General features: G+C 66.7%; 21 protein-coding genes. 7 read left to right on the top strand and 14 right to left on the bottom strand.

From position 1 onward, the window contains the following. Positions 1 to 43: 43 nt before the first annotated feature. Entirely contained in the window at positions 44 to 868 is an 825-nt protein-coding gene (locus tag LGM71_RS11290) for a GntR family transcriptional regulator (protein ID WP_082728923.1), read from the bottom strand. A 288-nt stretch (positions 869 to 1,156) separates the two neighbouring features. Here LGM71_RS11290 and LGM71_RS11285 point away from each other — a divergent pair, with 288 nt between their 5' ends. From LGM71_RS11285 to acnA, 5 genes are all read left to right on the top strand, one after another. Continuing rightward, a complete protein-coding gene (locus tag LGM71_RS11285; protein ID WP_044843799.1) occupies positions 1,157 to 2,143 on the top strand; it encodes a malate dehydrogenase in 987 nt (328 codons plus the stop codon). A 184-nt stretch (positions 2,144 to 2,327) separates the two neighbouring features. After that, positions 2,328 to 3,332 carry an HpcH/HpaI aldolase/citrate lyase family protein gene (locus LGM71_RS11280; protein ID WP_124904753.1) on the top strand — a complete coding sequence of 335 codons (1,005 nt, stop codon included), beginning with the start codon at positions 2,328 to 2,330 and terminating at the stop codon, positions 3,330 to 3,332. A gap of 223 nt (positions 3,333 to 3,555) precedes the next feature. Next, on the top strand, positions 3,556 to 4,065 hold the full coding sequence (locus LGM71_RS11275; RefSeq protein WP_124621213.1) for a hypothetical protein: 510 nt from the start codon (positions 3,556 to 3,558) through the stop codon (positions 4,063 to 4,065). 22 nt (positions 4,066 to 4,087) lie between these two features. Beyond that, entirely contained in the window at positions 4,088 to 5,539 is a 1,452-nt protein-coding gene (locus LGM71_RS11270) for a bifunctional 2-methylcitrate dehydratase/aconitate hydratase (RefSeq protein ID WP_124904751.1), read from the top strand. A gap of 336 nt (positions 5,540 to 5,875) precedes the next feature. Continuing rightward, positions 5,876 to 8,593, top strand: coding sequence for an aconitate hydratase AcnA (gene acnA / locus LGM71_RS11265; RefSeq protein ID WP_175814915.1), 2,718 nt, complete (start codon positions 5,876 to 5,878; stop codon positions 8,591 to 8,593). Positions 8,594 to 8,715: 122 nt separating this feature from the next. On the opposite strand, the gene LGM71_RS11260 is transcribed toward acnA, so the two are convergent. From LGM71_RS11260 to LGM71_RS11250, 3 genes are read right to left on the bottom strand one after another with little or no spacing between them, the layout of a single operon-like run. Next, positions 8,716 to 9,147: a DUF1801 domain-containing protein gene (locus tag LGM71_RS11260; RefSeq protein ID WP_226114871.1), complete on the bottom strand. Its 432-nt coding sequence runs from the start codon at positions 9,145 to 9,147 to the stop codon at positions 8,716 to 8,718. Next, complete coding sequence (locus tag LGM71_RS11255; protein WP_226114870.1) at positions 9,144 to 9,575, bottom strand: SRPBCC family protein; 432 nt, start codon at positions 9,573 to 9,575, stop codon at positions 9,144 to 9,146. Before LGM71_RS11255 ends, LGM71_RS11260 begins: the two co-directional genes overlap by 4 nt. Next, complete coding sequence (locus LGM71_RS11250; protein WP_151050426.1) at positions 9,575 to 9,898, bottom strand: ArsR/SmtB family transcription factor; 324 nt, start codon at positions 9,896 to 9,898, stop codon at positions 9,575 to 9,577. Before LGM71_RS11250 ends, LGM71_RS11255 begins: the two co-directional genes overlap by 1 nt. Before the next feature lie 700 nt (positions 9,899 to 10,598). Between LGM71_RS11250 and LGM71_RS11245 the strand changes: the two genes are divergently transcribed. Then, the gene (locus LGM71_RS11245) at positions 10,599 to 12,338 is read left to right on the top strand and encodes a protease pro-enzyme activation domain-containing protein (protein ID WP_226114869.1); all 1,740 of its coding nucleotides are present in this window, start codon (positions 10,599 to 10,601) and stop codon (positions 12,336 to 12,338) included. Positions 12,339 to 12,420: 82 nt separating this feature from the next. Here the strand turns inward: LGM71_RS11245 and LGM71_RS11240 are convergent, their stop codons facing one another. From LGM71_RS11240 to LGM71_RS11220, 5 genes are all read right to left on the bottom strand, one after another. After that, positions 12,421 to 13,848: an MFS transporter gene (locus LGM71_RS11240; protein ID WP_226114868.1), complete on the bottom strand. Its 1,428-nt coding sequence runs from the start codon at positions 13,846 to 13,848 to the stop codon at positions 12,421 to 12,423. A gap of 242 nt (positions 13,849 to 14,090) precedes the next feature. Further along, complete coding sequence (locus tag LGM71_RS11235; protein ID WP_059525632.1) at positions 14,091 to 14,927, bottom strand: ABC transporter permease; 837 nt, start codon at positions 14,925 to 14,927, stop codon at positions 14,091 to 14,093. A 46-nt stretch (positions 14,928 to 14,973) separates the two neighbouring features. Continuing rightward, positions 14,974 to 16,230 carry an ABC transporter permease gene (locus tag LGM71_RS11230; RefSeq protein WP_174908687.1) on the bottom strand — a complete coding sequence of 419 codons (1,257 nt, stop codon included), beginning with the start codon at positions 16,228 to 16,230 and terminating at the stop codon, positions 14,974 to 14,976. 102 nt (positions 16,231 to 16,332) lie between these two features. Continuing rightward, positions 16,333 to 17,379 carry an ABC transporter substrate-binding protein gene (locus LGM71_RS11225; RefSeq protein ID WP_059601773.1) on the bottom strand — a complete coding sequence of 349 codons (1,047 nt, stop codon included), beginning with the start codon at positions 17,377 to 17,379 and terminating at the stop codon, positions 16,333 to 16,335. Positions 17,380 to 17,456: 77 nt separating this feature from the next. Then, positions 17,457 to 18,548, bottom strand: a complete 1,092-nt coding sequence (locus tag LGM71_RS11220) for an ABC transporter ATP-binding protein (protein WP_059601771.1) — start codon at positions 18,546 to 18,548, stop codon at positions 17,457 to 17,459. A 107-nt stretch (positions 18,549 to 18,655) separates the two neighbouring features. Between LGM71_RS11220 and LGM71_RS11215 the strand changes: the two genes are divergently transcribed. Then, the gene (locus LGM71_RS11215; RefSeq protein WP_124621198.1) at positions 18,656 to 20,176 is read left to right on the top strand and encodes a PLP-dependent aminotransferase family protein; all 1,521 of its coding nucleotides are present in this window, start codon (positions 18,656 to 18,658) and stop codon (positions 20,174 to 20,176) included. Between the two features lie 9 nt (positions 20,177 to 20,185). Here LGM71_RS11215 and LGM71_RS11210 read toward each other — a convergent pair whose 3' ends face one another. The 5 genes from LGM71_RS11210 to LGM71_RS11190 form a co-directional block, all read right to left on the bottom strand. Further along, entirely contained in the window at positions 20,186 to 21,220 is a 1,035-nt protein-coding gene (locus LGM71_RS11210; RefSeq protein ID WP_226114867.1) for a lipase secretion chaperone, read from the bottom strand. 3 nt (positions 21,221 to 21,223) lie between these two features. Then, on the bottom strand, positions 21,224 to 22,318 hold the full coding sequence (locus LGM71_RS11205) for a triacylglycerol lipase (RefSeq protein WP_226114866.1): 1,095 nt from the start codon (positions 22,316 to 22,318) through the stop codon (positions 21,224 to 21,226). 231 nt (positions 22,319 to 22,549) lie between these two features. Next, the gene (locus LGM71_RS11200; protein ID WP_226114865.1) at positions 22,550 to 24,676 is read right to left on the bottom strand and encodes a TonB-dependent copper receptor; all 2,127 of its coding nucleotides are present in this window, start codon (positions 24,674 to 24,676) and stop codon (positions 22,550 to 22,552) included. Between the two features lie 83 nt (positions 24,677 to 24,759). Further along, complete coding sequence (locus LGM71_RS11195) at positions 24,760 to 25,128, bottom strand: DUF2946 domain-containing protein (RefSeq protein ID WP_059601761.1); 369 nt, start codon at positions 25,126 to 25,128, stop codon at positions 24,760 to 24,762. Positions 25,129 to 25,284: 156 nt separating this feature from the next. Continuing rightward, a complete protein-coding gene (locus LGM71_RS11190; protein ID WP_226114864.1) occupies positions 25,285 to 25,821 on the bottom strand; it encodes a cytochrome b in 537 nt (178 codons plus the stop codon). Positions 25,822 to 25,868 lie beyond the last annotated feature (47 nt).

Below are 25,868 nucleotides of genomic sequence, written 5' to 3'. Positions count from 1 at the left end.
AACATGGGGAGTACGCGCACACGCTGCTTGTGCCGATACGTCGTCAGCTCAAGTCATTCTGATAGTAATACCCGGTTGTGACATACCAGCCGCGTCGCACTTCCACCGGCCGGTCTCCGTATGTATAGGACACGCGCTCGACCGATAGCAAAGGAAAACCGGCCGGCACGTGCAGCAGGTCGGCCACCGCCGGCTCCGCCGCCACCGCGCGAATCTTCTCCGTCGCGCGGATCATCCGCGTGCCGAATTCCGTCTCGAACATCGCGTAGAGCGGCCCCTTGTACTCGCTCAGCCGCTCGAACGTGAGCCCGCGGAACATCGCGCCCGGCAGCCAGATCTCGTCCAGCACCGTCACTTCGTTCTCGAACTCCAGCAGGCGGCGCACCTGCACGACGGGGTCGGCCGGCTTCAGCTCGAGCTGCCGCGCGATCTCGGCCGGCGCGCGCAGGCGCCGGCATTCGAGCAGGCGGCTCACGTGCGGATGCTCGGCACCGTCGTCGGCCAGCAGACGCAGGAAGCGGAACTGCGCGCGATCTTCGTTGTGCGTCGCAACAAAAGTGCCCTTGCCCTGCCGCCGGACCACGAGGTTTTCCGCGGCCAGTTCGTCGATCGCCTTGCGAACGGTGCCCTGGCTGACCTTGTAACGGGCCGCGAGCTCCACTTCGCTCGGAATGATTTCGCCCGGCTTCCACTCGCCGGACTCCAGGCTTTGCGTGATCAATGACTTGATCTGCTGGTATAACGGGCTGAAGGTCGGCGACGGCGACGCGACAGGCGCCGGCACGGAATCGGCCGCGCCCGGCTGCCCTGGGCCGCCTGCGCCGGTCGGATTCGCGTTGTTCGCCTGGTTCGATGTCATGGCGCGCATTTCATCACAAACCGCGCTTTTCCGTCCACTCAAATTCCGCAAAACATCTGTCTTATATAAGACATATGATACCGTTTGACTTTGGGCCCGTCGGCTCCTACACTCCGGGGCGAGCAAGGGTTCGCGGGTGCAAAACGCGTCCCCGGCTACGTGCCACGGCCGTCTCCAGGTTCACCGCGTCTGCCTTTCGCGAGTCCTCCGCCCTGCTTCAATGCAACGCTACGCGTAACGCGCATAGAATGGCGTTTTGCCTAGCGTCCACCGCTTCACCCGTCCTGGAGATTTTCAATGGCTAAGCCCGCAAAGCGCGTTGCCGTCACCGGCGCCGCAGGTCAAATCGCTTACTCCCTGCTGTTCCGCATCGCGAACGGCGACCTGCTCGGCAAGGACCAGCCGGTCATCCTGCAACTGCTCGACCTCCCGCAAGCCCAAGCCGCCGTCAAAGGCGTCGTGATGGAACTCGACGATTGCGCGTTCCCGCTGCTCGCGGGCGTCGTGATCACCGACGATCCGAAGGTTGCATTCAAGGATGCAGACGTCGCGCTGCTGGTCGGTGCACGTCCGCGCTCGAAGGGCATGGAGCGCAAGGACCTGCTGTCGGCAAACGCCGAGATCTTCACGGTCCAGGGCGCCGCGCTGAACGAAGTCGCGAGCCGCGACGTGAAGGTGCTGGTCGTCGGCAACCCGGCGAACACCAACGCGTACATCGCGATGAAGTCGGCACCGGATCTGCCGAAGAAGAACTTCACGGCCATGCTGCGCCTCGACCACAACCGCGCGCTGTCGCAACTCGCAGCGAAGTCGGGCAAGCCGGTCGCATCGATCGAGAAGCTCGCCGTGTGGGGCAACCACTCGCCGACGATGTACCCCGACTTCCGCTTCGCGACCGTCGAAGGCGAGTCGCTGCTGAAGCTGATCAACGACGACGTGTGGAACCGCGACACGTTCATCCCGACCGTCGGCAAGCGCGGCGCGGCGATCATCGAAGCGCGCGGCCTGTCGTCGGCAGCGTCGGCAGCGAACGCGGCGATCGACCACGTGCGTGACTGGGTCCTCGGCACGAACGGCAAGTGGGTCACGATGGGCATCCCGTCGGACGGCTCGTACGGCATCCCCGAAGACATCATCTACGGCGTGCCCGTCACGTGCGAAAACGGCGAGTACAAGCGCGTCGAAGGCCTCGAAATCGACGCGTTCTCGCGCGAGAAGATGGACGGCACGCTGGCCGAGCTGCTCGAAGAGCGCGATGGCGTCGCCCACCTGCTGAAGAACTAAGCAGACTGCACGGCCTGGCCGCCTCCGGGCGGCCCGGTCACGGCACGGGCGGCGGGCCGGCAGCCGGCCCCGCCGCCCGATCCGATCCGGGCACGTTTTGCCGCTCCAGGCGCCCCGCGCGCCGGCCCAGAACGCGCCCGAATCCGATTTTCTCCACGTTGCCCGCCTCCTTGACGTAGAAGAGATGTCCGCGCTCACTCCTGCACAAGTGCTGTACGACGGGGCGTCCCCGCCCGCGATCCTGCCCTGCTGCGATCACTACGCGGGCAGCGAGAAGCTGATGCGCAAGTCGCTCGCGCTCCAGGCCGAACTCGGCCCCGTGTTCGACATCACGCTCGACTGCGAGGACGGCGCGGCCGTCGGTCAGGAAGCCGCGCACGCGGAGCTCGTCGCCGAATTCCTCGGCAGCGCCGAGAACCGCTTCGGGCGTGTCGGCGTCCGCATCCACGACTTTTCCCACCCCCACTGGCGCGACGACGTGCGCATCGTGCTGCGCGCCGCGCGCGCGCCGGCCTACGTCACGCTGCCGAAGATCGCGAGCGCCGCCGACGCGGCCGAGATGATCGCGTTCATCGAAGGCACGCGCCGCGAGCTCGGCCTCGCGCAGCCGATCCCGGTCGACGTGCTGGTCGAGACGCACGGCGCGCTTGCGCAGGCGGCCAGCCTCGCCGCGCTGCCGCTGGTCGGCACGCTCAGCTTCGGGCTGATGGACTTCGTGTCCGCGCATCACGGCGCGATTCCCGATGCGGCGATGCGCTCGCCCGGCCAGTTCGACCACCCGCTCGTGCGCCGCGCGAAGCTGGAAATCGCCGCGGCCTGCCACGCGCACGGCAAGACGCCATCGCACAACGTGACGACGGAAGTGCGCGACATGGCCGTCGTCGCCGGCGACGCGGGCCGCGCGCGTGACGAGTTCGCGTTCACGCGGATGTGGAGCATCCATCCCGCGCAGATCCGCCCGATCGTCGACGCATTCGCGCCGCGCACCGATGAAGTCGCGCTGGCCGCCGAGATCCTGCTGGCCGCGCAGGCCGCAAACTGGGGCCCGACGCGCCACGGCGATACACTGCACGACCGCGCGAGCTACCGCTATTACTGGTCGGTGCTGCGCCGCGCACGGGCGACCGGCCAGCCGGTGCCGGCCGAGGCTGCGCCGCTGTTCGGCCCGGCCGCCGGAGACGGGCGGTGAGCGCGCGCCGACACACGCATTTCATCGAATCACCGGAGCGTGAACCCGCGACAGGTTTGCGAAACGACAAAAAACGTAACGGAGCCCGAAAACCTGAAATATGCGCGGCCAAATAGGTGAAAATAGCGGCCGCTGCGCGCTTCCGGGGCGCGTGCAGTTTCAAACCGGCCGACGGTGTCTGCCGCCGGCCCTTGTCAACTGATTATCGAAAGGTTCTGACTCCATGAAGAAACTCCTGATCGCTACCGCCATCGGCGCGTTGTCCGCCACGATGCTGGTGTCGGCTCCGAGCGCGTTCGCCCAGGATACGGCGACGACCGCGAAGAAGACGGCCAAGCGCCCGGCGCCGGCCAAGCGCATCATCCCGCGCAGCAAGAAGGCGCAGGCGCGTGCCGCTGCCAAGGTCGATCCGGTACCGGACGGCGCGGTCAAGTGGGCCTGTAAGGAAGGCCTGTCGTTCGACCTCGCCGGCGACATGAAGCGCGACCAGGTCGTCACGGTTCACTGGGCGAAGAAGAACTACAAGCTGCCGCGTCAGGCCACGACGACGGGCGCCGACACGTTCTACGATCCGGCAGCTGGCTTCAAGCTGGTCGTGATTCCGAGCAAGGCGATGCTGTTCTCCGACGCGAACGGCGGCGAGCGCCTCGCGGACGAGTGCGTGACGTCGGAAATGGCGCAAGGCACGCCGGCACCGACGCAGTCGAACGAGCTGAAGCCGGCAACGAACTAAGCACGTTTCCCCCGGCCCCTCGATGTCCGCCCCGGTCTCCAACGTCCGCCCTGCTCCGGATACGGTACTCGTCGATATCGTCGACTACGTGCTGAACACCGGAATCGACAGCGCGCTCGCGCTGGAGACGGCGCGTCATTGCCTGATCGACACGCTCGGATGCGGACTCGAGGCGCTCTCCTACCCTGCCTGCACCAAGCTGCTCGGCCCCGTCGTGCCTGGCACGATCGTGCCGAACGGCGCGAAGGTGCCCGGCACGTCCTTCCAGCTCGATCCCGTCCAGGCCGCTTTCGACATCGGCGCGATGATCCGCTGGCTGGACTTCAACGACACCTGGCTCGCCGCCGAATGGGGGCATCCGTCCGACAACCTCGGCGGAATTCTGGCGACTGCCGACTGGCTGTCCCGCACGGCCGTCGCGGCCGGCAGGAAGCCGCTTGCCATGCGCGACGTGCTCGTCGCGATGATCCAGGCCCACGAGATCCAGGGCTGCCTCGCACTCGAAAATTCGTTCAACGCGGTCGGGCTCGACCACGTGCTGCTCGTCAAGGTCGCGTCGACGGCCGTCGTCGGCCGCCTGCTCGGACTCACGCGCGACGAGCTGATCAACGCGGTATCCAACGCATTCGTCGACGGCCAGGCGCTGCGCACGTACCGCCACGCGCCGAACACCGGTTCGCGCAAGTCGTGGGCGGCCGGCGACGCGACGTCCCGCGCGGTGCGCCTCGCGCTGATCGCGAAAACGGGTGAAATGGGCTACCCGTCGGCGCTGACCGCGAAAACCTGGGGCTTCTACGACGTGCTGTTCGACGGGCAGCCGTTCCGCTTCCAGCGCCCGTACGGCACGTACGTGATGGAGAACGTGCTGTTCAAGATCGCGTTCCCCGCCGAATTCCATGCGCAGACGGCCGCCGAGGCCGCGCTGAAGCTGCACGCGCAGCTCGCCGCGGCGGGCCGCACGACCGACGAGATCAGCCGGATCACGATCCGCACGCACGCGGCCGCGATCCGCATCATCGACAAGCAGGGTCCGCTCTCCAATCCGGCCGACCGCGACCACTGCATCCAGTACATGGTCGCCGTGCCGCTGCTGTTCGGCCGGCTGACCGCGGCCGATTACGAGGACACGGTCGCCGCCGATCCGCGCATCGACGCGCTGCGCGCAAAAACCGTGTGCGTCGAGGATCCGCAGTTCACGAAGGATTACCATGACCCGGCCAAACGATCGATCGCGAATGCGCTGACGATCGAATTCGCGGATGGGTCGAAGCTTGCCGAAGTGGCGGTCGAATACCCGATCGGTCATCAGCGACGCCGTGCGGACGGCATCCCGCTCCTGGTCGAGAAGTTCAGGACCAACCTCGCCCGGCGCTTCCCGGCAAAGCAGCAACAAGCGATTCTCGACGTGTCGCTGGACCAGGCAAAGCTCGAAGCGATGCCGGTCGATGAGTACGTCGACTTGTATGTGATATAGGGGGCTGTTTGCGGATGAAACGGACATGCGAATGCCCCAAATCGGCCGCAGGACAAGAAGTGAGGAGCGCCGTTTGGCCGTGCCAAACAAGTGGCGAACGACGCCGTCATGCGGCCGATTTGGGGCATTCCCGTGGAATAAAGTTTAAATTTGGGGTTGCCCCGAGAAAGGCCGCTCGCTGCGTCACGCTCCTTGCGAATACGTCCGGTGTTCGCTGCGTCGCAGTCCTCGCGAGCGGCCTTTCTCGGGGCAACGCATGTCCGTTTCATCCGCAAACAGCCCCCAGGTCATCTACAGGACTCTTTGTTTCCTAGCCTTAAACCCAGGAAAATCACCATGGCCCACAATCTCCACAAGACCCTCAAGGAATTCGACAGCGGTTCCGGCAAAGGCAAGTTCTACTCGCTGCCGCAGCTCGGCAAGGAACTGAAGACGAAGATCGAGCGCCTCCCGGTGTCGATCCGTATCGTGCTCGAGTCCGTGCTGCGCAACTACGACGGCAAGAAGATCACCGAAGAACACATCGAGCAGCTCGCGAACTGGAAGCCGACCGCGAAGCGCGTCGACGAGATTCCGTTCGTGGTGTCGCGCGTCGTGCTGCAGGACTTCACGGGCGTGCCGCTGCTCGCCGACATCGCGGCCATGCGTGGTGTGGCAGAGCGTTCGGGCAAGAACCCGAAGAAGATCGAGCCGCTGGTCCCGGTCGATCTCGTCGTCGATCACTCGGTCCAGATCGACTACTTCCGCCAGAAGGACGCGCTCGACCTGAACATGAAGCTGGAATTCCAGCGCAACAACGAGCGCTACCAGTTCATGAAGTGGGGCATGCAGGCGTTCGACACGTTCAAGGTCGTGCCGCCGGGCGTCGGCATCGTCCACCAGGTGAACCTCGAGTATCTCGCGCGCGGCGTCCACAAGAAGGCGGACGGCGGCGACACCGTGTACTACCCGGACACGCTCGTCGGCACGGACAGCCACACGACGATGATCAACGGCATCGGCGTGGTTGGCTGGGGCGTGGGCGGCATCGAGGCGGAAGCCGGCATGCTCGGCCAGCCGGTGTACTTCCTGACGCCGGACGTCGTCGGCGTCGAGCTGAAGGGCAAGCTGCGCGAAGGCGTGACGGCCACCGACCTGGTGCTGACGATCACCGAAATGCTGCGCAAGGAGAAGGTCGTCGGCAAGTTCGTCGAGTTCTTCGGCGAAGGCACGAAGTCGCTGTCGCTGCCGGACCGCGCGACGATCGGCAACATGGCGCCTGAATACGGCGCGACGATGGGCTTCTTCCCGGTCGACGAAAAGACGATCGATTACTTCGAAGGCACGGGCCGCACGAAGGCCGAAATCGCCGCGTTCGAAAACTACTTCAAGGCACAGAAGCTGTTCGGCATTCCGAAGGCCGGCGACATCGACTACACGAAGACGGTGACGCTCGACCTGGCAACGGTCGCCCCGTCGCTGGCCGGCCCGAAGCGCCCGCAGGACCGCATCGAGATCGGCAACGTCAAGTCGACGTTCACCGACCTGTTCTCGAAGCCGGTCGCGGAAAACGGCTTCGCGAAGAAAGCGGACGACCTGAACGCGCAGTACACGACGAGCAACGGCGTCGACGTGAAGAACGGCGACGTGCTGATCGCCGCGATCACGTCGTGCACGAACACGTCGAACCCGAGCGTGCTGCTGGCCGCCGGCCTGCTCGCGAAGAAGGCCGTCGAAGCCGGCCTGACCGTCGCGCCGCACATCAAGACGTCGCTCGCGCCGGGATCGCGCATCGTCACCGAGTACCTGACGAAGACGGGCCTGCTGCCCTACCTCGCGAAGCTCGGCTTCGAAGTCGCCGCCTACGGCTGCACGACCTGTATCGGCAACGCGGGCGACCTGACGCCGGAACTGAACGAAGCAATCACGAAGAACGACATCGTCGCGGCTGCGGTGCTGTCGGGCAACCGCAACTTCGAAGCACGTATCCACCCGAACATCCGCGCGAACTTCCTCGCGTCGCCGCCGCTCGTCGTCGCCTACGCGATCGCCGGCAACATCACGCGCGACCTGATGACCGAGCCGGTCGGCAAGGGCAAGGACGGCTACGACATCTACCTCGGCGACATCTGGCCGACGAGCGAGGAAATCCACGCGCTGCTCAAGTTCGCGCTCGACCCGAAGAAGTTCGAGGACAACTACTCGAAGCTGACCAAGAAGGGCGACCTCTGGAGCAAAATCGAGGGCGAAACGGGCCAGGTCTACGACTGGCCGAAGTCAACCTACATCGCCGAGCCGCCGTTCTTCGGCAACGACTTCTCGATGGAGCCGGCGGATTCGATCCCGACGGTCAAGGGCGCGCGCGCACTGGGCATCTTCGGTGACTCGGTCACGACCGACCACATCAGCCCGGCAGGCTCGATCAAGGAAGACTCGCCGGCAGGCAAGTGGCTGAAGGAAAACGGCGTGCAGAAGGCCGACTTCAACAGCTACGGCTCGCGCCGCGGCAACCACGACGTGATGATGCGCGGCACGTTCGCGAACGTCCGGATCAAGAACCTGATGATCCCGGTGAAGGCGGACGGCACGCGCGTCGAAGGCGGCCTGACGATTCATCAGCCGAGCGGCGAACAACTGTCGATCTACGATGCGGCGATGAAGTACGTCGCGGCCGACACGCCGACCGTCGTGTTCGCGGGCGAAGAGTACGGCACGGGCTCGTCGCGCGACTGGGCCGCGAAGGGCACGCAACTGCTCGGCGTGAAGGCCGTGATCGCACGCAGCTTCGAGCGGATCCACCGCTCGAACCTGGTCGGCATGGGCGTGCTGCCGCTGCAGTTCAAGGGCTCGGACAGCGTCCAGTCGCTCGGCATCACCGGCGAGGAGACCTATGACATCGAAGGCCTCGGCGACGACTTCAAGCCGCAGCAGGACGTCACGCTCGTGATCCACCGCAAGAACGGCGAAGCGACCCGCGTACCGGTGCTGCTGCGCATCGATACGCCGATCGAAGTCGACTACTACAAGCACGGCGGTATCCTGCCGTTCGTGCTGCGCTCGCTGCTCGCAGCTTAAGCGCCCTGCTGTTGCAGGTGCCGCAGCCGCCTCGCGGGCGGTTGCGGCCGATTTGGATGCCCGACCTCGTGTCGGGCTTTTTTTGCCTGCTCGCTACGCGATGCCGTCGCGTGTCCGGCGTGTCACGCCGCCTTTTCGCCGCGCGCCTTCGCGCCCGCTCCTCGCGTGTTCTTCCTCAGGTGGGTGCGGTTGTATTCGATCGCCGCGCGCACGAGGGCCTTCAGCGCCCGCTTGTCGATCCGGTCGCCTTCGAGGAAATCGATCGCGCGCCGCGCATTGCCTTCGAGGCCCGCATTGAACAGCCCGCCAGGATCGGGCAGCTGTGCGCCGTGCATGAACGTCAGCTTCACCTTGCCCTTGTGCGCATTCGCGACCGCGATCATCCCGTCGCACGACCACACCGGGCTGCCCATCCATTTCCATTCCTCGACGATGCCGTCTTCGGCAGCAAGGATCGTCTCGCGCAGCTCGGCGAACGTCTTGCCTCGCCAGTCGGTGATTCCCGCGATCAGCGCGTCGATGCGTGCCGACGGCTCCAGGTCCGATGCGCTCATGCCCCGGCCTCCGGTTCTCCATCGGGCCGCGCCAGCACCTGTTCGAGCGATTCGAAGAACCGCACCCAGCCGTGCTGCGCACCGCGATACGCCTGTTCCTGATCCGCGCGGAAGCCGGCCTGCTCCATGCGCAGCAGCGTGCCACCCGGCGTCGGCGTGAGCGTCCACGTGACGACACTTTCCAGGCCATACGCGGCCCATGTATAGGACAGTACGCGCTGCGGCTCGATCGTCAGCACCGTGCAGTCGACCGAACCCCAGTCCGCGCGGAAGCTGAACGCGCGGCCCGCGACGGGTTCGAAGTCGCTCTGCATCAGCCACGCCTCGATCAGGTGCGGTTGCGTGAGCGCACGCCAGATCTTCTCCGGCGGATGCGACAGTTCCCGTTCGACGACGACGGAGCGCGTTTCGGTAGTGGCGTGGTTCATTACTGATCCATCCTTTTGAGCAGATCTTCGAGGGCGTCGAACCGGGTCTGCCAGAAGCCGGCCATCTGGCTGGTCCAGTCGATCAACGGAGTCAGCGCCTGCGGCTGCGCGCTGTAGTGCGTCTGCCGGCCTTCGTGACGGTCGCTCACGAGCCCGGCCTGCTTCAGTACGCCCAGATGCTTCGATACCGCCGGCTGCGACACGCCTGCATGGGCCGTGAGCGCGGCGACCGTCAACTCGCCCTCCTCGCACAGCCGCTCGAAGAGCGCGCGGCGCGTCGGATCGGCAAGTGTCCTGAAAAGCAGGTCGTGAGCGCTTTGCATGTTCAAATCAATAACTCGATGGTTATGGATTGAAGAATAGCCGCCGAACGAAACGCGTCAAGGAGGCGTTTCGCGGCGACATCGTTCGATCCCGCAGCGCACTCGTTCGCCGGAGCGAGCCGAGCGGCAACGAACCGGCTCGCGATGGACATCCGGCGCGCGCCGAGTTGGCGCCATCGTCCGCATTCGAGCATTTCCTCTAATCCGCTCACCTGACCTGCGAACCGAAAGCACGCTGCAAGACTCGGCTACGGGCTGTTCCACAGTTCGGGAAACGCTCGCGATCGACCGGCCCCTTTTTTGTGCATCCGCGCGTCGCGGCGGCGTCGCGTTGCCATCATGGCGGCGTCTGACCACATAGTGCAACGCGCGGCGCACCCGCGCCCGATCGCACGCGAAGCGCTCTCGCGGCGATTCGCTCCGCAATCGCGCGCATTCCGATACCGCAACGTACGAGTCATGCGTGCAAACGTCGTCGACCGCAGCGCGATCGCGTCGCGAACCGGTTCCTTTTGCCGGCATCGATGCCGCGTGTACCGACGACGCCGGCGCATGCGCGCGAACACGCCGATGTCAGAACTGACAGCTATGGAAACTGGCAGCTACCGGAACCGCACCGACGCCCTACGCTCGTCACCGCTCGCGGCCCCACAAGGGCCGGGGGCTCCAGCAACGTCGCCTCTCCTAAAAAGGACTCCCGATGAAAAGGAACGCCCGGTTTGCCCTGCCCCTTCCGTCGCCCCGCCGCCTTGCATGCGTGTGGCCGCTCGTACTCGCCGCCGGCGCCGCACACGCGACGACGGACTGGGTCGACACCCACACGAAGACCTTTCTGACCGGCCCGCAACTGATGGCGCGCAGCGCGGCGCCGTCGCTCGAACTCGCGGCCGGCGAGACGACCGACGTCGTCGTCAGCCTGAAGCTGCGCAATGCCGCGCAGCTCAAGCAACTTGCCCGCGACGTGAACCGGCCCGGCAGCTCGCATTACCGCCAGTACCTGACGCACGAGCAGTTCCTCGCCAGCTACGCGCCGACCGACGCGCAGGTGAAGTCGGTCGTCGACTATCTGCGCAAGAGCGGCTTCGTGAACATCGAAGTGGCGCCGAACCGGCTGCTGGTGTCCGCGCGCGGCACGGCAGGAACGGTGAAGACCGCGTTCAACACGTCGCTCGTGCACTTCCAGTACGCGGGCCGCTCGGGCTTCGCGAACGCAGCGACCGCCCAGGTGCCACGCGCGCTCGGCGACGTCGTCGGTTCGGTGCTCGGGCTGCAGAACGTCGCGCGTGCGCATCCGATGCTGCGCGTCGGCAACGTGGCGAAGCCGCAGGCGCTCGCGGCCGGCACGGCCACCGGCCACTATCCGAAGGAATTCCCGGGCCTCTACAACGCGACCGGCGTGCCGACCGCGGCCGGCGTGACCGTCGGCATCATCACGATCGGCGGCGTGTCGCAGACACTGCAGGACCTGAAGCAGTTCACGTCGAGCAACGGTTACGGCACGGTCACGACCCAGACCGTCAAGACCAACGGCACCGGCACGAGCGGCAGCTACAGCGACGACCAGGACGGCCAGGGCGAATGGGATCTCGACAGCCAGTCGATCGTGGGCTCGGCCGGCGGCCAGGTCGGCAAGCTGGTGTTCTACATGGCGGACCTGAACGCCTCAGGCAACACGGGCCTCACGCAAGCGTTCAACCGCGCGGTGTCGGACAACACCGCGAAGGTGATCAACGTGTCGCTCGGCTGGTGCGAAACCGACGCGAACGCGGACGGCACGATCGACGCCGAAGAGCAGATCTTCACGACGGCTGCCGCGCAGGGCCAGACGTTCTCGGTATCGTCGGGCGACGAAGGCGTGTACGAGTGCAACAACCGCGGCTATCCGGACGGCGCGAACTACACGGTGTCGTGGCCGGCCGCGTCGCCGCACGTGCTCGCGATCGGCGGCACGACGCTGTACACCACGTCGGCGGGCGCATTCTCGAACGAAACGGTGTGGAACGAAGGCCTCGACGGGAACGGCAAGCTGTGGGCCACGGGCGGCGGCGTCAGCACGGTCCTGCCGGCACCGGCGTGGCAGTCGGGCAGCAATCGTCAGTTGCCCGACGTGTCGTTCGACGCCGCGCAAAGCACGGGCGCGTACATCTACAACTATGGCCAGCTGCAGCAGATCGGCGGCACGAGCCTCGCCGCACCGATCTTCACCGGTTTCTGGGCGCGTCTGCTCGCGGCGAACGGCACGGGTCTCGGCTTCCCGGCCGGCAAGTTCTACGCGGACATTCCGTCGAACCCGTCGCTCGTGCGCTATGACGTCGTGTCGGGGAACAACGGCTATCAGGGGTACGGCTACAACGCAGGCACCGGCTGGGATCTGACGACCGGCTTCGGCAGCCTGAACATCGCGAACCTCAACAAGCTGATCCAGACGGGCGGCTTCTGAGCGTGATGCGAAGGCCGGCGCGCGGCGGTCGTTTGCCGTGCGCCGGCCGGGAAACTCTCGGGCAGCGGGTACGCGCGGAGCGCTACTCCGTCGCCCGCTCCTTCGCCGGCATCGCCTCGACCGATGCAACCGGCGCGCCGGCCCGATGCGACGGCGCGAAGAGCCGCAGCCCACTCGCGACGCTCGCGGCGCCGGCAAAGCCCGCACCGAGCATCAGCGCGAGCGTCGGCCCGTGACGCCCGGCGATCCCGAACGACAGCGCGACGAGCGCCGCGCCGGTAGCCTGCCCGATCAGCCGCGAGGTCGCGATGATGCCGCTCGCGCCGCCGCTGCGCTCGGGCGGCGCGCTCGACATCAACGCCTTCAGGTTCGGCGACTGGAAGAAGCCGAAGCCCGCGCCGCACAGCATCATCCGCCAGCCGATGTCGATGACGTTCGGCGCCGCCGGCAGCGCAGCGAGCGACACCATTCCAGCGCTCAGCAGTGCGAGCCCGATCGCGCCGAGCAATCCGGGAGGATAACGATCGGACAGCCGGCCCGCGATCGGTGCGGCAAGCGCGACGATCGCCGACCATGGCGTCATCAGGAAGCCAGTCTCCACCGCGTCGCGATGCAGCACGGTTTCGAAGTAGAACGGCAGCGATACGAACGCGAGCCCCTGCGCGGCGAACGCGCACACGGCCGTCAGCGCGGACAGCGTGAACACCGGCCGACGGAACAGGTCCACCGGCAGCATCGGCGCCGGGTGCCCAGCCTGGCGGAGGATCAGCAGCGACCCGAACGCGAGCGCGACCGCGGCAGCCGCGAACACGACGGACAGCGGCCCGCGCTGCGCGAATTCGCCGAGCGCGAAGATCAGTGATGCAAACGTGATCACGTTGAACAGCGCGGCGAGCGGATCGAATGCATGCTTGCCGCGCGCCGTCTGCGGCAGCGACGGAATCGCCACTGCAAGCGCGAGCACGCCGAGCGGCACGTTCACCGCGAACAGCCACGGCCATGCGGCCACCGACAGGATCAGCGACGCGATCGTCGGCCCCACGGCGAACGACACGCCGACGACCAGTGCGTTGAAGCCGACGCCGCGCCCGAGCCGATGCGCGGGAAACAGGTTGCGGATCAGCGCGACGTTCACGCTCATGATCGCGCTCGCGCCAAAGCCCTGCACGATCCGCGCCGCTGTCAGCTGCGGCAGCGTCGCTGCGAGCGAGCAGCCGAGCGACGCGAGCGTGAACACCGCGAGGCCCGCGACATACACGCGCTTGTGACCGACGATGTCGCCGAGCGACGCGAACGGCAGCAGCGTCGCGACCATCGCGAGCTGGTAGGCGTTGATGATCCACACCGACGCGGCCGGCGACGCGTGCAGGTCGGTGGCGATCGCGGGCAGCGCGGTGTTCGCGATTGCCGTGTCGAGCGTCGCGAGCGCGACGGCCAGCAGCACGGCGGACATCGCGCGCCAGTTGACGGCCGGCTCCCGGGCGCCGGCAGGGGATGCGAATTCGGACAAGATGAGGCTCGGCTGACGAGCGACGCGCGGCGTCGCGGATTGAGCGGCGCGGCACCGGGCGCCCCCTGCTGCAAGAACGGAACGCGCGATGTCGCGAGCCGTATTGTTGCAGAGCCTCATCGAGCGTGCAGGCAACCGCGTCGCCAGTCAGCGAAACGAAAGCTTCCGTGCACCGCGTCGAGTGCGAGGCATCGTTGAGACCGCAACGATCGACGATACGGCGGCCGCTGCGGTTCCGGCCGTCAAGACACCGCGCGTCGCGCGTTGCGTCCGCGCAGCCATTCGAGCGCGAGCAGCAGGCTCGTCGAGAAAATGATCAGGATCGTTGCGAGCGCGGCGATCGTCGGGCTGATGTTCTCGCGAATGCCGGTGAACATCTGGCGCGGCAGCGTCGTCTGGTCCGCGCCCGCGAGGAACAGCGTGACGACGACTTCGTCGAACGACGTCGCGAACGCGAACAGCGCACCCGACATCACGCCCGGCGCGATCACCGGCAGCGTCACGCGGAAGAACGTCGTGACGGGATTCGCGCCGAGCGACAAGCTCGCACGCACCAGGTTCTGGTTGAAGCCCTGCAGCGTCGCGGCCACCGTCGTCACGACGAACGGCACGCCGAGCGCCGCGTGCGCGGCGATCAGCCCCGTGTAGGTATTCGCGAGGCCGAGCGGCGCGAAGAACAGGTACATGCCGACGCCGACCACGACCACAGGTACGATCATCGGCGACAGCAGCACGGCCATCAGGAGCCCCTTGCCCCGGAAGTCCGCCTTCGTGAGGCCGATCGCGGCGAGCGTGCCGAGCACGGTCGCGACGACGGTCGCCGACGGCGCGACGATGAAACTGTTCTTCGCGGCCATCCGCCACTCGTCCGACGCGATCAGATTCTCGTACCAGCGCATCGAGAAGCCCGGAATCGGATAGACGAGGAACGTGCTCGACGAAAACGACAGCGGCACGATGGCAAGCACCGGCAGGATCAGGTACAGCAGCGTCAGCACGACGAGCACGCGTAGCGCGACATACCACGCGCGCTCGACGAACGACATGTGCGGCGCGAACAGCGGCCTGGCGAGTTTCATGGTCGGCATCCCCTTCCCGTTTCGTTGCGTGTTGCTGCTCGACCGCTCAGCCGAGGCTCACGTTGGTGCGCGTGAAGCGCCCGTACACCGCATACAGCACCAGCGTCGCCGCGAGCAGCAGCCCGCCGAGCGCGCACGCCATGCCCCAGTTGATCGTCACGTTCGTGAAGTACGCGACGTAGTAGCTGACCATCTGGTCGTTCGGCCCGCCGAGCAGCGCGGGTGTGATGTAGTAGCCGATCGCCAGGATGAACACGAGCAGCGCGCCGGCGCCGACGCCCGGATAAGTCTGCGGCACGTACACGCGCCAGAAGGCGGCGAACGGATGGCTGCCGAGCGACACGGCCGCGCGCTGGTATGTCGGCGGGATCGACTTCATCACGCTATAGAGCGGCAGGATCATGAACGGCAGCAGGATGTGCGTCATCGAGATGTACACGCCGACGCGATTGAACAGCAGCGTCAGCGGATGCGAGATCAGCCCGCTGCCGATCAGCGCCGTGTTGATGAGCCCTTCGCTCTGCAGCAGCACGATCCACGCGGCGACGCGCACGAGCACCGAGGTCCAGAACGGAATCAGCACGAGGATCATCACGAGGTTCGCGCGGCGCTCCGACAGCGTCGAGATCCAGTACGCGAGCGGATAGCCGAGCAACAGCGCGAACAGCGTGACCGCGACGCCGATCACGAACGTGCGGCCGAAGATCGAGAGATAGATCGACTGATCGGGATCGGCCTGCACGATCTGGCCGAAGCCGTCCTGCTTGTGGTCGAGCGCGGCGAGCAGGTAGAACGGCGACAACTGGCTACCGTTCTTCGCGATCGACTGCCAGTACGCAACGTCGCCCCAGCGCGAATCGAGGTCGATCAGTTTCGCGCGCGTTTGCGCGGGCGTCAGTGCCGCGTCGTTGTCGCCTTTCAGCGGCATCGCGCGCGCCGTCTTCGCGACGAGCGAGCGGTAGCCGGGAATCTCGGTGTTCAGGCGCCGCGCGAGTGCGCCCATCGCCTCGCTGTCGGCGACCTTCGTCATGTCGGCCGCGAGCGCGACGTACGCGGCGTCGGCCGGCGGCGCCTTGCGGTCCCATCCCGACAGCGCGGCGATCGTGTTCGGCAGCGCGGTCGCGATCTCGGGGTTCTGCACCGCGCGCGTAAGCAGCGTGCCGATCGGCACGACGAAAATGAGCAGCAGGAAGATCGCGAGCGGCGCGATCAGCAGCAACGCCATCGTGCGCTTGCGGGCCTCGGCGGCCTTCAGCTCGCGCTTGAGCGCGGCTGATGACGGCGAGGAAGGAGCGATCGTCATCGTGTTCAACGGTTCTCTCCGGCCGGGCTCGATCCGGCGGAATGCCGCACGACGCAATTGATGCGTCGTGCGGCAGGTTGCATCAGGACACCTGAGTAGCGGTTACTTCGTCGCCCACGCGGCGAAGCGCTGCTCGAGCTCGTCGCTGTGGTCGGTCCAGAAGCCGATGTCTTCCAGCACCGCGTTCTTGCCGTTGGCCGGCGAGTTCGGCAGGTTCGCGAGCGTCTTCGCGTCGAGCGACTTGATCGCGGCGACGTTCGCGGGGCCGTACGCGATGTGCTGCGCATACCCTTGCTGCGGCTTCGGCGTCAGCGTGTACGCGATGTACTGCTCGGCCAGCGCCTTGTTCGGCGAGCCCTTCGGAATCGCCCAGTAGTCGAGGTCGTAGATGCTGCCGTTCCACACGACCTTCAGGTTCTTGCCTTCCTTCTGCGCGGCGTCGATACGGCCGTTGTACGCGGTCGACATCACGACGTCGCCTGCCACCAGGAACTGCGGCGGCTGCGCGCCCGCTTCCCACCACTGGATGTACGGCTTCAGCTCGTCGAGCTTCTTGAACGCGCGGTCCTGGCCGGCCTTCGTGCCGAGCACCTTGTACACGTCCTTCGGCGCAACGCCGTCGGCCATCAGCGCGAACTCGAGGTTGTAGCGCGCGCCCTTGCGCATGCCGCGCTTGCCGGGGAATTTCTTCACGTTCCAGAAATCGGCCCAGCCGGTCGGCGCGGTCTTCAGCTTGTCCGCGTTGTACGACAGCGCGGTCGACCACACGAAGAAGCCGACGCCGCACACCTGCGGCGATTCGGGAATCAGGTCGGACTTCTTCGCGATCTTCGACCAGTCGAGCTTCTCGTACAACCCTTCGTCGCAGCCGCGGTTCAGGTCGCCCGATTCGACTTCGACCACGTCCCAGTTGACGTGCTTCGCCTCGACCATCGCCTTCACTTTCGCCTGCTCGCCGTTGTACTCGACGGCCGTGACCTTGTTGCCGGTCGCCTTTTCGAACGGCTGGTTGAATGCGGCCTTCTGCGCGTCGCCGTTCGCGCCGCCGAAGTTGACGACCGTGAGTTCGGCCGCGGTGGCCGATGCGCCGACGACGGCGAGCGCCAGTGCGAGCGCGGTGCGACGCGCGGTAGAGCTTGCTCCGTTCATGATGGTTCCTCTCCTCTCGTGGTGGAAGTGGGCAGTTGTTGTTGACGACGTGCTGCGATAAAGCGGGAAAACCTGCGTCAGGCGAATATGCGCAGATGCTCGGGCGCGAATGCGAGCGATACCGGCGCGCCGGGCGAGAACGCATCGAGCGCGCCCGTGCCGAGCGGCACCTTCACGAAGCATTCGTCCTGGCCCGGCAGCGCGCAGCGCATGCGCACGTGATCGCCGAAATAGATGAGGCTGCGCGCTTCGCCGGTCACGCGGTTGGCGGTGCCGTTCGCGTGCCCGTTCGCGAGACTCATGCGTTCGGGGCGGATGCACGCGACGGCCGGCGCGCCTTCAGCTGCGTCGCCGATGCGGCGACCGACGAGCTGCGTGCCGTCGTCGAGCCGGAATTCGCAGAATTCGCCGTCGACGCGCGCGATGGTGCCGCGCAGCCGGTTGCTGTCACCGATGAAGTTCGCGACGAATTCATTGCACGGCGATTCGTACAGGCGATCGACGGTATCGAGCTGCTGCACGATGCCCTTGTCGAACACGGCGACGCGATCGGACATCGTCAGCGCCTCCCCCTGGTCGTGCGTCACGTAGACGAAGGTCACGCCGAGCTTCTCGTGCAGCGCCTTCAGTTCGTACTGCATGTGTTCGCGCAACTGCTTGTCGAGCGCGCCGAGCGGCTCGTCCATCAGCACGAGCTTCGGCTCGAACACGAGCGCCCGCGCGAGCGCGATGCGCTGCTGCTGGCCACCCGACAACTGCGCCGGATAGCGTTTCGCGAAACGCTCCATCTGCACCATCTTCAGCGCATGTGCGACGCGCTCCGCGCGCTCGGCCGCCGGCAGCTTGCGCACCGACAGCGGATACGCGACGTTCTGCTCGACCGTCAGATGCGGAAACAGCGCGTAGTTCTGGAACACCATGCCGATGTTGCGCTTGTGCGGCGGCACGGTGTTCAGCAGTTCGCCGTCGAGGCGGATCTCGCCGCCCGTCGGAAACTCGAAGCCCGCCAGCATCATGAGGCAGGTGGTCTTGCCCGAGCCGGACGGCCCGAGCAGCGTCAGGAATTCCCCTCGGTGGATATCGAGGTCGAGCGATTTGACGACCAGCGTCTCCCCGTCGTAGGTCTTCCGCACGCCGCGAAAGCTGACGATCACATCATCGGACTTCATCGTGGCTGTCCCCTTGCTGCGCGACAAACGTTTTTGAGATGGGCCCACTATACGGTGCGTACGGTTCTACAATAGGGAACCATTTCAATATTACTAGTAGGACCACTTTGGATACCGTGATCCTGGCCGACTGGCTCTCCGCCCGTCTCGACCGCAGCTCGTCCGAGCCGATGTACCGGCAGTTGTTGCAACTGATGCAGCAAGCGATTCTTACCGGAGAATTAGGGCCAGGGACAAAGCTGCCCAGTTCACGCACCCTTGCGGCAGATCTGTCGATCGCGCGCAATACCGTGCTGCACGTGTACGACCAGCTGACAGCCGAAGGCTATGTGCTGACGACGACCGGGAGCGGCACCTACGTGGCCGACACGCGCCCGGACGCGGCCGCGATCCGCGTGCCGGGCGCCGCGCCGCCGTCCGACGCCGGTGCGGCGGCGCAGCAGGACGCACAAGGCAGCCTGTCGATGCGGGGCCGGCAGTTGATCGAGCATGCGGGCGTGTCGCGGCGCCAGTGGGGCGCGTTCATGCCAGGCGTGCCGGATGTGTCGGAATTCCCGAGCCGGACATGGAGCCGCCTGCAGGCGCGCCTGTGGAAAGAAGCGAATCCCGAATTGCTGACCTATTCGCCGGGCGGCGGCTACCGGCCGCTGCGCCGTGCGCTCGCCGATTACCTGCGCGTCGCGCGCTCGGTCAAATGCTCGCCGGACCAGGTGATCATCACGACCGGCATCCACCAGTCGATCGACCTCGCGGTGCGGCTGCTATCCGACATCGGCGATCGTGCGTGGGTCGAGGAGCCGTGCTACTGGGGCGTGCGCAGCGTGCTGCAGGCGACCGGCCTCGCGCTCACGCCGGTGCCGGTCGACCAGGAAGGCATCGATCCGAGCGCGAGCGACATGCAGCATCCGCCGCGGCTCGTGCTTGTCACGCCGTCGCACCAGTATCCGCTCGGGATGGTGATGAGCCTCGCACGGCGCCGGATGCTGCTCGAGTACGCGCGCCAGCATCGCTGCTGGATCATCGAGGACGACTACGACAGCGAATTCCGCTACGGCAGCCGCCCGCTCGCGTCGCTGCAGGGGCTCGACGACGGCGGCCGCGTGATCTACGTCGGCAGCCTGGGCAAGATGCTGTTCCCGGGCCTGCGGATGGGCTACATGGTCGTGCCGGAGCATCTGGTCGACACGTTCCGCACCGGGTTGTCGGAACTGTATCGCGAGGGCCAGCTGATGCAGCAGGCCGTGCTCGCCGAATTCATCATGGACGGGCACCTGACTTCACACGTCAGGCGGATGCGCACGCTGTACGGCGAGCGCCGGCAATTGCTGATCGATGCGATCCATGCGCGCTTCGGCGACGCGCTGCCCGTGATGGGCGACGAGGCCGGCCTGCATCTGGTGCTCGGCCTGCCCGACACGTGCGACGATCGCGCGGTCACGCAAAGCGCATTCGACGCGGGTGTGATCGTGCGCCCGCTGACCAGCTACTACAGCAGCCTGGACACCGCGCGGCGCGGGCTGCTGCTCGGCTATGCGTGCGTCGCGCACGAAGGCATCGGGCCCGCGTTCGACACGCTCGCGGCTACCATCGAACAGCATCTGCCGCGGCACTTCACGCGCGCGGCATGACCGCGTGCGTCACTGCGCGGCAGCCGTGCCGCGGTCGAGCGACGCCGCGCGGATCGCTTCGCCGGGCTTCGTGAACATGCGCTGCCGCAGTGCGGCGATCTGCGCGTCGCGATCCTGTGGCGACAATCCGGCCGCGCCGATCTGCGCACGCTGCGCCGCATAGTCAGCGTAGCGGCTCTGCCACGATGCGTCGTCCTGCTGCATCTGCGCGACGCGCGCGGCGGCTTCGGGGCCGAGTGTCTGCGTCAGTTGCGCGCGCATCGCATCGGGCGTCGCCCCGCTCTTTTGCAACTGCGCGATCTGGTCGATCGCGGCCTGCTGCCGGTCGGCCTTGTTCCGTGCCGCGCGTTCGTCGGCGGGCATCTGCTGCGCGAGCGCCGCGAGCCGCTCCGCCTTCTGCGCATCCGTCAGCGTGCGGTCCTGCGCAATCTTCAGCCGCGCGAGATCGTAGCGCTGCCGCCACTGCTCCGCGCCGAAGAACGGCTGGCTCCAATCGCCGAGCGTGCGCGACGCGATCGACGCGCGCTGATCGAGCGCGAGCTGCAACGCACCGAGATCGGACTTGTCGACCGCGCCCGCCTCCGGCAGCTTCGCCAGCGCGTCGAGATACGCACGATATCGATGCCAGACGTCGAGCGCCTGGGGTTGCGCGGCCGTGCCGTCGAGCTGTGCGGCAATCTCGCGCACGACGAGTGCATCGAGCGCGGCCGCGTTCAGGTCGCTCCGCGCGGTCAGGCAGTAGTCGAAGAAATCGCGCACCGCGCGCGACTTCGCGAGATGGCCGCCGGCATCGAGCGGCAGCCTCGGCGCACTCGAACCGTCAAGCGGCGGCGGCAGTCCCGCGCTCGCGGGCAATGCGGCCTGCGGCGGTGCGGCGCTCGTGCCGCCGAGCACTGCCGCGCCGGCCGACACATGCACCGCGTCGGCGCCGCGCTGCGATGCCGTGCCGCTCCAGATCGCGACGCCGGCGATCGCCGCCAGCCCCACCGCGCCGTAGACCGCAACGCGTCGCGCGAGCGGCGCGCGTCCTTCACGTGCCGTCATCGATCACACGCCCGCGAGCTTCAGCCGGTTCGCATGCGTGCGGATCACCGCGACCGGATCTTCCGCATTCGCGCCGCGCACGCCGAGCAACTGGTTGATCTCATCGAGATGGTTCCATTTGTAGCTCGTGCTCAGCACCTTCCCGTACAGCGCACTGCACTTCGACACGAGCCCGTCGTTCTGGCCCGAGGCGCGATTGATCATCACCGTGCCCGTGCCGAACAACGCAAGCGTCGACAGGTCCAGCGCGTTTGCCGGGTCGATCAGCGGAATCGTGCTGGTATCCGTCGCGCCCGTCACGCCGAACGCGGAAATGGTCGGCTGGATCGCCGTGCCGGCCCACGAATACAGCAGGTGCGTATTGCCACCGACGGTTTCCGTCGGCGCACCCGTCTGGCAGCTGCCCGGCGCGCCGAGGCCCGCGCTCGGGTAATTCTGGTTGTACGTGGCGGCCTGGGAAGTCGTCAGCGTCTTCAGTGCGGCGAGCGCGTCCTGGTTGGTGTTGTTGCTGCTGCTCGTCAGGATCCCGAACACATTGACGAACGCTGCGATCACCGACGACGACAATCCGGTCGGATCGTAGGCGAGTACGCTCTGCACGAAGTCTGCGAACTCCGAGCCGCGATGCGGCGTGCCGATCGTCGTCACCGACGCGACGAGATCGGGTGCGACGGCCGCGACATAGCGCGACGTGAGGCCGCCCTGGCTGTGACCGACCAGGTTCACCTTGGACGCACCGGTCGCGGCGAGCACCGTCTTGACGTAAGCGAGCAGTTGTTCACCGCGCCCGTTCGGCCCGTCGTCGCTCTGGAATCCCGACAGGTTCGCGACGTAGACGGTCGCGCCATGCTGCTGCAGGTCCTCCTGGATGCCGTACCAGTACTCGAGCACGCCCGCGTACTTGTCGGTGCCGGTGAGCCCGTGCACGAGGATGATCGGATAACGCGTCGTCGCGTAGTCGTCCGCCGGCGCGGTTGCCGCCATCGCCGCGTGCGTCGTCGCGAGCGTCATCAGCGCGGTCGTCCCCGCGAGCGGCGCAACGCTCATCGCGCAAGCCACTGCCCCTGCCACCACCCTGGAACGCATCGATCTGGCCATGCTTGTTCTCCTGATTATTGTGTTGCCGGTGCGAATGAGATCGGTTCGACGCGCACGGCAGGTCGCGAACGGTCGCGGGCAACGTGTGCGTCGAATGCGGGAGTGAATCACGAGTCGCGAACGTTTGCGCCCTGACTAGATACGGTTCTCTAATCGGTTGACGCGCCCCGCCCATTCGGGCGGGGCTGCGTTCACGCGTGCGCATGCTGCATCGCACACGCGCGCCGCGCGTTACAGCTTCGCGCTCACACGCAACCATGCCGTGCGCCCCGGCTCCATCACCGGCGCGTTCGCCGGATAGCCGAAGCCCGCGTTGCCGGCGAGGTTCAGGTGCTCGGTGTAGGCCTTGTCCAGCACGTTGTCGACGCCGACCGAGATCTGCACCTTCTTGCTGACGTTGTACTGCGCATGCAGCGACAGCACGCCGAAGCCGGCGCTCGGACCGAAGTCCTTGCCCACCACATTGCCTTCGTTCAGGGCATAGCGATGCTGCGGCGCAACGACTCGCCACAGACCGCCGGCCGACCATGCGCCGCGGGTATATTCGAGCCCGAAGCGCGCCTCGAGCGGCGGCATCTGCGGCAGCGGATCGCCGCTCGTCGCGTTACGCCCCCACGCATACGCGAGCGACGTCTCGACGCGCAGCGGTGCGACCGGCCGCCACGACACGCCGGCTTCGCCGCCCATGATCTGCGCGTTGACGTTGGTCGCCTGCGTGGTCGGCCCCATCATCCCTGCGGCGTAATTGAACAGGATGTAGTCCTGCACATATCCCGCGTAGGCCGACACCCACGCATCGAACCGGTCGCTCTTGTACTGTGCGCCGATGTCGAGCTGCGTGGTCTTCTCCGGCTGCACCGCCGAGAACGCGTTGATCGAACCGGCCGGCCCGCGTTTCGCGGAGAACAGCTCCCAGTAGTCCGGATAGCGTTCCGCGTGACCGATCCCCGCGTACCACGTGACCGGCAGCGCCGCGAGATCGCGCTCGTACCGCACGAAACCGCTCGGCAGCACGCGCGCGCGATCGTCGCCGAAGGTCGGGTTCGGCTTGCTCGCCATCATCCCGCTCGTCGTCGTACGCTTGTCGCGCGCGCTCGCGTAGTCCACCCGCGCGCCGCCGATCACGCGCGATGCATCGCTCGCATACCACGTCAGTTCGCCGAACGCGCCCGCGTCCCACATCGTCGCCTGCGCATCCCACGGCTGGTCGCCGTAGTTCTGTCGCCCCATCGCCGAGCGGGCATCGAGCCGGTTCGACTGCGCATCGACGCCGGTCACGAGCTTGAAGTCGTCGCCGAAACGGAACGTCGCGGCCGCCCGCGCACCGAGCGTGCGGCGCCGAACCTCGGATGCCATTCGCATCGGCATGCTGCTGGTCGGGTCGGGCTGCCGCAGCGTGTAGTTGTCCATCACGTGGTCGGCTTCGTTGTAGTACACGCGCGCTTCGATCCGGTCGAGCACGTCGCCGAGATGCCGCTTGTCGAACGAGAGGCCGAACGTCTCGCGGCGAAAATGCGCGCCATCCATGCCGCGCCCCGCGTAGCGCGCATAACCGTCACCGGTGCCCGCCGTCAGTTCGACGCGCGTGTGATCGTCGGGTGTCCAGCCCAGCGCCGCGTCCGCGTTCCACTTGTCCCATTGCGACGGCACGGTGTTGCCGTTGCCATCCTCGTAGTCCTGCGCATGTGCATGGTTCGCGGTCACGCGGCCGTAGACATCCGGCGTGCCGGCCGTCACGTCGACGTTCTGGTCGTTGCGGCCGAACGATCCGCCGACCAGGCTGCCGTCGAAGCGCACGCCGGGGCGGTCGAAACGCGGCGTCACGCGTTCGAACAACACGGTGCCGGCCGATGCGCCGGGACCGTACAGCACGGTTTGCGGGCCCTTCACGACGGTGACCTTGTCATAGCTTTCCGGCGCGATATACGAGGTTGGCGCATCCATCCGGTTCGGGCACGCGCCGAGCGTCGGCATCCCGTTCGCGAGAATGTTCAGCCGCGACCCGAACATCCCGCGCAGCACGGGGTCGCCGTTCGTCCCGCCGCTGCGGATCGACGTGAAGCCGGGAATCGTCTTCAGGTAGTCCGCGCCATCACTCGCCGGCAGCGGCTGGCGCGGCGTCTTCGGATCCGTGACGACGACGAGCGGTGTCGTCAGCGGCGATGCAACGACCTCGACGGGCGGCAGCAGCGCGGCCGCGTCGTCCGTCGGCGCACCGGCGGCCTGCGCGGATTCGGCCGCGGCCGCGGTCATCGCGCCGACGGCCAGCGCGGGAACAGTGAGTTTCAGCATGCGCGGCACGCGCCGCGCACGGGAATGGCGCGCCGCCCTCGGCGCGCGCAAGGAAAGAATGGTCATGATCGAAAGCCCGAGTGACGCCCTCCACGCGACCTCGACAGACCGCACGGATATCGGCGATGAATGGAACGTAAAACAGCGCGTCAGGCGCGCTCGGGCGGTGCGCGTGGGTACGCGCGCGGATAGCGGTCGGCGCGTGCCGCGACCGCATGCGGCGCGGTGGCGGAAACGGCATGAGGGGGGACGAAGGCGAACGATACGGCGGCCGCGCCGCCGATCGCGGGACTGTGCGCGAAGAAGCCGCAATAGCCGCACGCATCGAGATGCAGTGCATGGTCCTGCGCGCGGCCCGCATCGGGCGCGCGGTGTGCGCCATGTTCTGCACTGCAGACGATTGCGTCGGGGGTGGCTGCCTGCGCGATGCGCCACTGCGACACCAGCGGTGCCGCGATCGCGAGCCAGATCGCGAACACGCCGAGCCAGGCGGTCAGGTGACGATGTCGGTGCAGCATGCGCGGCGATGCGTAAGCGGAATGTAAAAGCAGCCGAGATGTTACAGAATGTTCGCCGCGATGGCCAGTCGCGCATTGCGGTAAACGGACCGGGGGCGCATGGTTGCTGATACAACCATGCGCCCCCGGCTGCTGCGCGGCTTCAGCGCGCGGCAATCACGGTGCCATGCGTCGCAGCACGTCGTCGCGACGGATGAAGTGGTGGTAAAGCGCGGCCAGCGCATGCAGGCCGATCACGAAGTAGAACGCGTTACCGATCAGTTCGTGCGCTTCCTTGATCGTCGGCCGCAGCGCCTTGTCCGGGCCGAACAGCGTGAACGACACGCCGATCCAGTCGAGCGACACGGGCTTGCCGCCCATGTTGACCAGCATGATGCCGAGCAGCGGCTGCGCGATGATGAATACGTACAGCGCGAAATGCGCGAGCTTCGACATCCACTTGAGCAGCGTCGTCTGCGGAATGGCGTCCGGCACGCGGCTGATCATCCGCCATAGCACGCGCAGCACCGACAGCACGAGCACGAAGGTACCGGCCAGCAGGTGCACGTTCATCCAGAACACGCGACTGTCACTGCCTTTCGGTCCGCGAATCTCGATGGCCAGATAGGCCAGCGCCACCAGCAGGAAGATGGCCCAGTGGAAGAAGATCGCGGGTGAGCTGTAGCGCGTCTGTTTCGCGAGGATGTTTTTCATGCTGTGTCTCGAAATTTCTCGTGTGGTATGCGGGGCAGACACACGCC

The sequence above is a fragment of the Burkholderia sp. AU33545 genome, assembly GCF_020419685.1.
In the GTDB taxonomy this organism is placed as follows: Bacteria; Pseudomonadota; Gammaproteobacteria; order Burkholderiales; family Burkholderiaceae; genus Burkholderia; species Burkholderia diffusa.
The sequence above is the reverse complement of the archived record's forward strand: the minus strand, read 5'-3'. Positions and strand labels throughout refer to the sequence as shown.